The sequence below is a fragment of the Verrucomicrobiia bacterium genome (assembly GCA_019634635.1).
Classification (GTDB): domain Bacteria; phylum Verrucomicrobiota; class Verrucomicrobiia; order Limisphaerales; family UBA9464; genus UBA9464.
The window spans coordinates 362450-373444 of sequence record JAHCBB010000001.1 but is presented as its reverse complement, the minus strand read 5'-3'; the positions used below and the strand labels follow the sequence as shown (position 1 = coordinate 373444).

2 protein-coding genes are annotated in these 10995 nt (G+C 65.3%); one reads left to right on the top strand and one right to left on the bottom strand.

Features of this window, described 5'->3' with window-relative positions; all coding sequences use genetic code 11:
• A partial coding sequence (locus tag KF791_01355; protein MBX3731220.1) for a tandem-95 repeat protein occupies nucleotides 1-8189 on the bottom strand: 8189 nt, incomplete at its 3' end.
• 791 nt (nucleotides 8190-8980) lie between these two features.
• Here KF791_01355 and KF791_01350 point away from each other — a divergent pair.
• Nucleotides 8981-10969, top strand: coding sequence for a sensor histidine kinase (locus tag KF791_01350; protein MBX3731219.1), 1989 nt, complete (start codon nucleotides 8981-8983; stop codon nucleotides 10967-10969).
• The last annotated feature ends 26 nt before the right edge of the window (nucleotides 10970-10995 follow it).

Sequence of the window (10995 nt, the reverse complement as noted above, 5' to 3'; positions counted from 1 at the left end):
TTTTCGTTCAGCCGCACGAGTTTCCGGATCGGACTCCTTCCCGCCACCGTGAAGCTCCCTCCCACCAGCACTTTGCCGTCTTCCTGCCCCAGAACCACCCTGACAAGCCTGTCGATGCCGGAACCCGCGTCAAAGCCGGAGGCTGCCTTGCCCGTCGCCCCGACCCGCGCCAGGTAAGGGGTCGTCTGACCCCCAAACTGGATGAAGTGGCCACCGACGACCAACTCGTCACCCGGCGCCTGCGCAATGACAAGGACCTGTGCATTAGCGCCCCCCTGTGGCTGGAAACTGGATTCCAAGCTTCCGTCGGCCCGCAGCATGGCGATGTTCTGCCGGGTGACGCCGTTGACTGAGCCAAATGTTCCCCCAAGGCCAACCCTGCCACCGGGCAAGGCGGCCAGGGATGCCACGGTGCCCGTCACTGTCGGGGCAAACGTCTGATCGAGGGCTCCGTTCGGCTCCAGACGCGCAATGGCCCTTTGGATGGCGCCATTAACCGAATTGAAACTGCCTCCCATCAGGATCCTCCCGTCGGCCTGCCGCGCCATCGAATGCACCGAACCATTGGCCACCACGGGCGTGCTGGGGTTCAGGCTGCCGTCAGGGTTCAGCCAGACGACTCCCGGGTGGTTGACACCGTTGAATGCACTGAAGCTGCCGCCTACCAACACCCGGCCATCGGGGAGGGGCAGTACCGTAAAAACCATCCCACCGCTGACGCCAAGGCCGGGGTCAAAGCTCGAATCCAAGCTGCCATCCGCATTCAACCGGGCGATTCCGTTCCGGTTGACGCCCCCGACTGACAAAATTTGTCCACCAATCAACATTCTTCCGTCGTCCTGCAAGGCCACGGAAAACACGCTTCCCACGACTTGGCCGTTGAAGGTCTGGTCAACGCTCCCGTCGGCGCGCAACCGGACAAGCCCGGTGCGGTTGACGCCGTTGACGGTGCTGAAAATTCCCCCGACGAGGATGCCCCCGTCATCCTGGACAGCGATGGAAGACACCATCGAGTTCGGCTGGGACGGATCGATGCCTGTTCCCGGGTCGAAGCTGTGATCCACGCTTCCGTCCGGATGAAGACGGGCGATCCGCATCCGGTCCGATCCTCGAACCGAGCTGAAGGATCCACCAATCAGCAACCGTCCGTCCGGTCGGACCACCACGGCATGCACCGCGCCATTCAGTCCCGCCAATGGCTCGAACCCGAGGTCCACGTCGCCCGGCACGCGCTCACGCACCTGCTGTATCACGAGCGTGATGGTGTCCTCCGCATACAGGCCACCAGGGTCGGTACATCGGACCACGATGACAGCCTCGCCGTAACGATTCGCGGGAACCGACAGGGTCAGGATGCCCGTCAAGGAACTGAGCGTTGGCTGAACCAGCGCGGGATTGCTGTTGGCGCGGATGGTGTACGCCAAATCCGACGCCGGGGTCTCCACATCCGCGAAGACCTGCTGCAGGGCGATCTGTGTCGGGGCGGCGTTCTCGTTCACGACGATGCTCCCGATCGGCTGCACAACGTAGGGCGCATCGTTCACCGGCATCACGGTGATCGAGACGGTCGCCGGCTCGGACAGGAACTCCCCATCGTTGGCGACAAACGCGAAACTGTCGGGTCCGTGGTAGTTCGGGTTCGGGGTGTAGATGAAGTCCCCGTACCCCTCCACCACCACGCCATGGCTGGGACCGGAGATCACGTGGAACAGGAGGACATTCAGGTCCGGATCCTCGCCGGTGAGCGTGATGGCCACCGGGGTATCTTCGGCCGTGGTCACCGACTGGGCGTAGGCCACCGGCGCCTCGTTGACGTCCAGGATGTCGATCGGGATCCAGTCCTCGACGAACAGCCCGCCGGCATACGTGGCACGGATCCGGACAGTATAGGTGTTGAAGCTGCCCTCCCGCGGCGCCTCGTAGTCGAACACCACCGCCGTCCGCAGCTCATTCCCGACGATGCTGAACATCGCGTTGTCCGTGTCCCCCTCGCCCGCCACCAAGGCGAAGACGTGGGTATCGTCCGCATCCGGATCCTCGGCGGTGAGCAGGCCCACCAGCGTGCCAACGGGTTCGTTCTCAGGGACGGTTTGGTTGCTGAGGTGGATGGCCGCAGGTCCCCCATTGTAAGGGCCAACTCCCAAGGACAGAACGCCGCCCAGGTTCATCGGACCGCCCTCGGTTGCCGTCAGATAAAGCCTGCTGTCCGTGCCAAAGGTGGGCTGCCCATGCAGGCGCCGATAGTCGCCGGACTCGACGCCCACGACCGCCAGAACTTGGAACTGGCTCCCGTCCTTCCGTAAACGGAAGACGGTTCCCCGGCCGTCCGCCTCCCCGAAGGTCGTTCCGTATAGAGCTCCATCATTCCACTCCGCCAGGCCTGCCAGCGGTAGCCTTCCATCCGGCTCGGCCAGATTCTTCAACACCTCAAACACCGACCCGTCGGGGCTCATCCGAAATACCGTGCCGCCGCCGCCGCCGCTGCTCGTGGTGGTCCCGTATAGGAGTCCGTCCGACGCCTGGGTCAACCGGCCTTGCGGGCTGGCACCCTCGTTCCAGGAGAACTGCTTGAGGATCAAGAACCCGCTTCCGTCGCGGTTGACCCGAAATGCCGTGCCGGCATCCGAGACGCCACCCTGGCTCGTCGTGCCGTACAGCGCACCATCGTGGCCCTCGATCAAGGGGGCCACGGGATGGGCTCCGTTGGCACCCGTGAAATTCACCAGCACGGCGAACCCCGCGCCATCGGGATCAAGCCTGAAGACGGTGCCCCGATCAGCCGTGCCTCCCTCCATGGCGGTGCCATACAACGCGCCATCACGGGCCTGCAACAATCCAGCGCCCGGATAAGATCCCTTGGTTCCCCCCATGGACTGGAGGATCTGATAGCCGGAACCATCCCTGTTCAGCCGGAAAACCGTGCCCCGCGAGAAACTGCCTCCATCAAGCGTTGTCCCGTAAAGCAACGCATCATTGCCCTCGATGACACCCCCGCCAGGGTGTCGGCCATCGCCAGAGAAGCCGAAGCTCTTCAGCCTGACCAAGCCCGTGCCATCCTTCCTGACGCGGAAGACCGTGCCCACCCCGAGATCACCTCCACCGTCGGTCGTCCCATACAGGAAGCCGTCGCTGCCCTCGACCACCCCGCCGAAGGGATATGCGCCGTCCGCGGCAGGGTTCAACCGGTGGATCTCCGCGAAGCTGCCGCCATCCTTCTGCACCCGGAAGATGGCACCCGATCCCGACCCCGACATCCCGCCTTCCGAAGTGGTCCCGTAAAGGGCGCCATCGCTTCCCTCAATCAGGGCGGCCAGAGGATTCCTTCCATCCTCACCTGTGAACTGCCTGACCAGGACGAACCCGGTCCCGTCCGGACGCACCTTGAACACCGCGCCCGTACCCCCCGTGCCGGACTCCGTGGTGCCATACAGGAAGCCATCCGTCGCCTCGATGACACCCGCGTGGGGGTTGCGCCCTTGGGATCCGTTGAAATGATGCCGGACGGCAAATCCAGATCCGCTCTTCTCGATCCGGAAGACCGTTCCCCAGCCGAGGCTGCCGCCCTGATACGTCGTGCCGTAGAGGGCTCCGTCCGACCCTTCGTACACCCCCCCGCGGGGATGGCGTCCGTCAGGACCGGCGAACGACTGGATCACCTGGAAGGCGCTTCCATCCCGGCCCAACCGGAAGACGGTGCCGAATCCCGCCGTTCCTCCCTGGTGGGTGGTGCCATACAACAGGCCATCGCTCCCTTCCATCAGGCCCGCGTAGGGCACCGTCCCATCCGCAGCGGCGAGATGCTTCAAGATCACATGCCCGGCTCCATCCCGCCCGAGACGGAACACCGTTCCCCCGCCCGAGGCGCCGCCGCCGGAAGTCGTCCCGTACAGCCATCCATCGCTTCCTTCGATCAGATCGCCCTTGGGATGGCGCCCATCCGCGCCGGCGAAATGCCTGAGCACCTCAAATCCAGTTCCGTCCCTGCCCAACCGGAACACCGCCCCATACCCCCATTGCCCACCCTCATGGGTTGTTCCGTAGAGCAGGCCATCCCCGCCCTCGATGAGCCCGGCATGGGGCTCTCCACCGTCGTCTGCCGGGACAAAAGCCTTGAGGACGGCAAAGCCGCTCCCGTCCTTGTTCAGCCGGAACACGGTGCCAGCGTTGGCCGGTCCGCCCCGCCGGCTCGTCCCGTACAGGGTGCCATCGCTAGCCTCAAGCAGTCGGGCCCGTGCTTCGGCCGCCCCCGTAAAGGGATCGCCAAACGCATGGGTCTCGGCCAGACCGCCCTCGTCAGGGGACAGCTCCGAGGTTCGTGCCACTGTCACCCGCACGGCGTCCTCCGCATACAAGCCCCCGGGATCCGTCGCCCGCACGAACAGGATCGCCCTGCCGGACCGGTCGGGCGCATAGCTCAGGGTGAGGGTCCCCGTCACCCCATTCACCGTGGCCGTCACTACCCCTGGGTTGCTGTTCACTGTAACGGCGTAGGCCAGGGCCGACGCCGGCGTCTCCACGTCCGCGAAGACTTGCCGCAGGTCGATCTGTGTCGGGGCGGCGTTCTCGTCCACGACGATGCTCCCGATCGGCTGGACCACATACGGCGCATCGTTCACCGGCGTCACAGTGATCGAGACCGTCGCCGGCTCGGACACGAACTCCCCGTCGCTCGCCACGAAGGTGAAGCTGTCCAAACCAAAATAGTTCAGTTTCGGGGTGTAGAGGAAGGTCCCGTCCACCTCTTGCAAGACGCCCTGCCCGGGACTGGAGATGACCTCGAACAAGAGCGGGTTCAGGTCCGGATCCTCACCCGTGAGCGTGATCGCCACAGGGGCATCCTCCGGCGTGGTGACTGACTGCGAGAACGCCACCGGGGGCTCGTTGACGTCCTGGATATCAATCGTGAACCAGTCCTCGACGGACAACCCGCCCGGATCCGTGGCACGAACCCGCACGGTGTAGGTGTTGAAACTGCCCTCCCGCGGTGCCTCGTAGTCGAACACCGCCGCCGTCCGCAGCTCACGGCCGACGATGCTGAAAAGCGCGTTGTCGGTGTCGCGCTCGCCCGCCACCAACTCGAAAGTGTGGATGTCATCCGGATCCGGATCCTCGGCGGTGAGCAGGCCCACCACGGTGCCGACGGGTTCGTTCTCGGGAACGGTTTGGTGGCTAAGGTGGATGGCGGAGGGTCCGGGATTTGTCACCTTCAGGGTATAGACCTTGACCACCGAGGTATCGGCTGATGTCAACCGCACGTCCACCAGGTTGACACCCGGCCCCAGGGTCAGCGGCGCGCTTGGGCTGCCGGACGGCACCAGCGCATAGCTGCCGCCGTTGATCCGCACATGGATGGCGGCGGCGGAATCCCGGCTGACAGGCGTGACGGTGAGACTGTTGGCACTGAACGTGGCCTCGTAGGCGACGTGGCCGCCGTTGAAGGCAGGCGAGAGCGTTCCCGAGCTCAGGGTCAGACTTGTGAGATCCACATCCACCTTCGAGAAGTGCAGCCGGTCCACGTAATTGCGGACGCGACCGTTGACCAAATCGAATTCTCCTCCCATCAGCACCTTCCCGTCGCTCTGGACCTTTAATGCACGAACAATCCCGCTGCCGAGACGACTGTTTGAGGCACCCGATAATCCATTGCCAAAACTGGTGTCGAGCGTCCCGTCGGTGTTCAACCGCGCCACCCGACCCCGCGCTACCCCATTGACCCCGTTGAAATCGCCCCCGATCAGCACCTTCCCATTGCTCTGTATCGCCACTGCCTGGACCGTGCCATTTGCCCCCACCAGGCCGTCGCCGAAGCCGGTATCCAGCGTCCCGTTGCTGTTCAACCGCGCCACCCCACCCCGCGCCACCCCGTTGACCGTGCTGAAGCTCCCCCCAATCAGCGCCTTCCCATCGCCCTGCACCGTCAGCGCCTGAACCGTGGAGTTCGCCCCCGCCGAGCCGTTCCAAAAGCTGGTGTCGAGCGTTCCGTCGCTGTTCAGCCGTGCCACCCCACTCCGCGCTACCCCATTGACCGCGTTGAACTCGCCCCCGATCAGCACCTTGCCGTCGCCCTGCAACGCCAGCGCGCGGACGGTCCAACTCGCCCCCGTCAGGCCGTTGCCAAAGCTGGTGTCAAGCGTCCCGTCGCTGTTCAATCGTGCCACCCTGCCCCGCGCCACCCCGTTGACTGCGGTAAAGCTTCCCCCAATCAAAACCTTTCCATTGCTCTGCAGCACCAACGCCCAGACTTGCTCATTCGCCCCCGCCTGGCCGCTGCCAAAACTGGTGTCGAGCGTCCCGTTGCTGTTCAACCGCGCCACCCGGCCCCGCGCCACCCCGTTGACCGTGCTGAAGCCCCCGCCGATCAGCACCTTGCCGTCGCCCTGCAACGCCAGCGCCCAGACTGGCTCATTCGCCCCCGTCAGGCCGTTGCCAAAGCTGGTGTCAAGCGTCCCGTCGCTGTTCAACCGCGCCACCCGACCCCGCGCCACCCCGCTGACTGCGGCAAAGCTTCCCCCGATCAACACCTTCCCGTCACTCTGTACTGCCAACGCTTCGACGCCGGAATGCGGCCCCGACATGCCGTTTCCAAAGCCGGTGTCCAACGTCCCGTTGCTGTTCAGCCGCGCCGCCCCACCCCGCGCCACCCCATTGACCGCTTTGAAATCGCCCCCAATCAGCACCTTCCCATCGCCCTGCAACGCCAGCGCCCGGACCTCATGATCTGTCCCCAACTGGCCGTTGCCAAAGCTGGTGTCGAGCGTCCCGTCGCTGTTCAACCGCGCCACCTTGCCACGCCCAACCCCGTTGACTTGGGTAAACCAGCCCCCGATCAGCACTTTCCCGTCGTTCTGCACCGCCAACGCCACTACCCCGCCGCTCAAACCCTGCCACCCCTCGCGAAAGCTCGTATCCTGCGTCCCGTCGGTGTTCAACCGCACCAGTTCGCCTGGTCCTATTCCGTTAACCCATGGGAAGTCCCCCCCAATGAAGACCTTCCCGTCACTCTGCAGCGCCAGCGCATAAACATTACCACCCGACAAATTCAGCGCGTTGCCAAAGCCTGTGTCCAGCGTCCCGTTGCTGTTCAATCGCGCCACCCGGGCACGCGCTGCCCCGTTGACCGTGGTGAACCTTCCCCCCATCAGCACCTTCCCGTCGCCCTGCACCGCCAACGCGTGGACCACAGAATTCGCCCCCGCCAAACCGTTGCCAAAGCTCGTGTCCAGCGTCCCGTTGCTGTTCAACCGCGTCACCCGGCCTCGCGCCGACCCGTTGACCGTGGTGAAATCTCCCCCCATCAGCACCCTCCCGTCACCCTGCACCGCCAGCGCCAGGACGGCCGAGTTCGCCCCTGACATGCCGTTGCCAAAGCTGGTGTCGAGCGTCCCGTCGCTGTTCAACCGAGCCACCCGGCCCCGAGTTGCCCCATTGACCGCGGTAAAATTGCCCCCGATCAGCACCTTCCCATCGCCCTGCACCGCCAGCGCGCCGACATTGTCATTCGCCCCTGCCAGGCCGTTGCCAAAGGTCTCATCCGTGGTCCCATCGGCGTTCAACCGGGCGATACGCCCCCGCACCACGCCATTCACCGTGGTGAAAGCTCCCCCGATCAGCACTTTCCCGTCGCTCTGCACGGCCACAGCATTGACCGATCCGTTGATGGCACTGCCGGCCAGAAACGACAGGTCCACCTCCCCGCCCGGGGCTGAGTGGACACCCAAGCCCGCTACCGCGCTGGTCACGGTGTCGGAAGTCTCATCGCTCACCTCCACCGTGTATTGCCCGGCATCGGTGAAGGCGACCGGGTCGAGGACCAGCGTGGCCGCCGTCTGGCCCACCAGCGGCGCGCCATTCTTCATCCACTGGTAGCTCAACGTCCCCGTGCCGGCGGCCCACAACTGCAAGGTCACCTTGTCGCCCACCAGCGCGGCCGTGCTCTGGGGCTGGGTCACGATTGTCACCGCCGCCTGGAGCGGGGCAACTCCGAGGATCCACACGCCGACGAGCAGGAGCGACCAGACCCAACGCAGACCGCCGGGTTGCCACCAACCGCGTGGACAGCCTTCAGGGCTCGCGGCTCCGAACGTCCGCAAGTCCACCCGCGCCGAAGCCGCCGCCGGCGTCGGCTGGCTCACCGAGTGTGGGGACCGGGGCAGGGCTGGGTTCGCTTCCGGGTTCGGAGGAGTCGTCATGGTGAGGGGGGAAGGGTTGGGGATCGGGCACGTCCAACGTGCGCGCAGCCGTCGAGTCCCGGCGGGAGAAACCCCGGGGGACAGGCCGGCGAGGGAATGGGCGAAACCGGTGGAGGAGGCAGGTGCAGTCATGGTGGACGGGATTGGCATGGACGCTTGCTCAGTAAATCGGCCGGCAGCGGCGATTCTTTCAGGAAGATTTGTGGGGTTCACGCGGGGGAGGCGGTGCTCCGGGATGATTCAGGTGGTGGGGTTGTCTCAGTCCTTTATGCGCGGGCTGGGGTCCTCAATGACGAAGGTCTCGGCGTCGTGAAGCGGATGGTCGAGAACGGTGGAGGCAAACGTTCCGTCGTTGTTGAAAATGGAATTCCATTCGTTGAACCAGCACCTCCATCCTCTGGCCTGCCTGATCGTCACACTCCATCTTGTATCGGCTTCCTGATGGTCCCGACAATGGGGCAAATACCCCATGCCCATGAGGTCCGCCCCATGCGAGCCTCCTTCCCGTCCTCTTCCCGTCGCTTCCTCCCCGCATGCATGCATCGCCTCGTCGCTCGACGGATCGCCTGATGGGTGAAGGCGCAGTTCAGGTCTGCCACCCTCCCCAACGTCCGAATCGCTGGGCGCTCGAACCCGGCCCCGGCCCCCGGGGCACACTGCGAGCCGCGCTCCATCCCGCCTGGCCCTCCTCCTTTTCGGGAGCGGGCTGTGAATGGCCCTGCGGCCGGTGGGACGCAAGTGCCCCTGTTGACATCCCCTCGCCATCCACGTAGCGGAAACCCTCCGAAGCGATGCCCCAACCCCCTGCCCCATCCCCTTCCGCCGCCGGCCAGCCCGGCCCGCCACTGCGTGTGTATGGCCCCTTGCTGGTCCCCGTCCTGCTCGGACTGATCGCCAGCCTGTGGCTTGCCGGATGGTTCGGGAAGGAGGCCGGAAAGTCCGATGACGCCCGATTCCTGCTGCTGGCGCATCAGGCCGGGGAACACATCGAAAGCCGGATCGAGGCTGCCGAGACCATGCTCCGCGGGCTGGCGCGGGAACTGTCCAGGCTCCCCCAACCCAGCCTCCAAGTCTGGGAGGAATTCATGAACCAGGTCTCCCCCCAATGGAATTATCCCCCCCTCCTGGCCATCGGCTACGCCACCAACACCACCACCCCGCACTCCCTCTCTCTGCTCGATCGCTGGAGCGCCGGCGCCGATGGCCGCAACCCGGACCAGTTCTATCGGCTTCCCGAGGAACTCGCCGGAGACAAGGCCTGGACCACCTGGATGCTCGACGTCTACCGCCCCGACCTGTTCCCCCTCGAATCCACGTTCCGCGAACAAACCACCCAGACCTCCATCGAGGGCTCCTTCCATCGTCGCCGATATCATCAGGCCACTGCTGTCTCCCAGACGGCACCCAATCCCTTCCATTATGGTGATGTGAACGGGGTCCAACAATTGTATGAAATGCTCCCGGAGCACTTCTGGCTGCACCACGCCATCTTCCGCGATGACGTCAAGATCACCGGCCGCCAGGCGGCGCTGCGCGACCTCCAAGGCGAGGAGATTCTCACCGCGTCCCTTCTCGTGCCGGTGTACCATCCCCGCCGATCTGATCTCTGGAAGGCGCTCCCCCCCCATCCAGACCGTGTCTTCGAGGCCTGCTGGCTGCGTTGGCATCTTCAGCAGGGCTATCTCTTCGCTCCCTTGGACTTTCCCCGCCTGATCTCCATGGCCCTGGGACCGGGTCCGTCTCCCCTCCGCATCGAAATCCACGCGGCCGTTCCCGAGAAGGCTTCCCAAAGCTCATGGCTCAACCCCGACGGTCAGCCCCTGCGCACCGGCGATGCCTCCTTCCGCCCCCGGCGCAAGCATACCCACTCCTGGCCCATGTATGGCACCCGCTGGACCATCTTCCTTCACACCACCCCCGTCTTCGATGCCGACTCCACCCGCTACCGTGCCTATTGGGCGATCGGTTTGGGCCTGATCATCACCTCCCTGTTCGCCTGGGCGCTCGGCATACAACTCCGCGGTCGCTGGCAGGACCAGGAACAGGCGCTCCGACTCCGCGAGGCGCGCGATGCCCTCCAGGGTGCCCAGCAGGAGCGCGAACGACTCAACGCCGACCTCCACGACGGCACAATCCAGTCGCTTTACGCCATCCAATTGGGCCTCACCGACACCGCCCGCACCGTAGGCCAGGAGAATCCCGAGGCCGGTCGCCGTCTCTCCGAGAGCCGCCAGCAATTGGACGGCGTGATCGCCGAACTGCGACGCTGCTTCAACCCCGGCTGGCAAGGCTCCCCCGACTCCTCCCCGGTCCGTCTCGGCCAGGCCGTGCGGGCCATCCTGGACGATTTCACTCCAGGAACCGACGCAACACTGGACGCCCAAACCTCCCCGGCCGCCGAGGCTCGACTCTCCGCCCACCAGACCCTCCAACTCGCGACCATCGCCCGCACCGCCGTCGCAAACTGCCTCCGTCATGCCCGGGCCCGACACATCCAACTCCATCTCCACCTCGACGGCGACCAGGTCCGCTTCGACATCTCCGACGACGGCATCGGTTTCGACCCCGCCGTGGCCTCCCGGACCGGGCTCGGTCTCCACACCATGCAACGCCGCGCCCGGCACCTCGGCGCCTCCTTCCATCTTCAGACCCAGCCCGGTCACGGCACGCGGGTTCGCATCACCCTGCCCGTCCCCGTTGCCCCTCCTCCACCAGCCCGCGCCCCTGGGCTCGTGGTCGCCTCGCCTGATCCCTCAGCCTCGTTGGAATCCCCCTTCTGACACCCCCGTCCTTCCCCTCCCCCCGC

Excerpts from the sequence above, each read along its gene's own strand:
- KF791_01350 (MBX3731219.1), top strand. The coding sequence starts at position 8,981 with ATGCCCCAACCCCCTGCCCCATCCCCTTCCGCCGCCGGCCAGCCCGGC.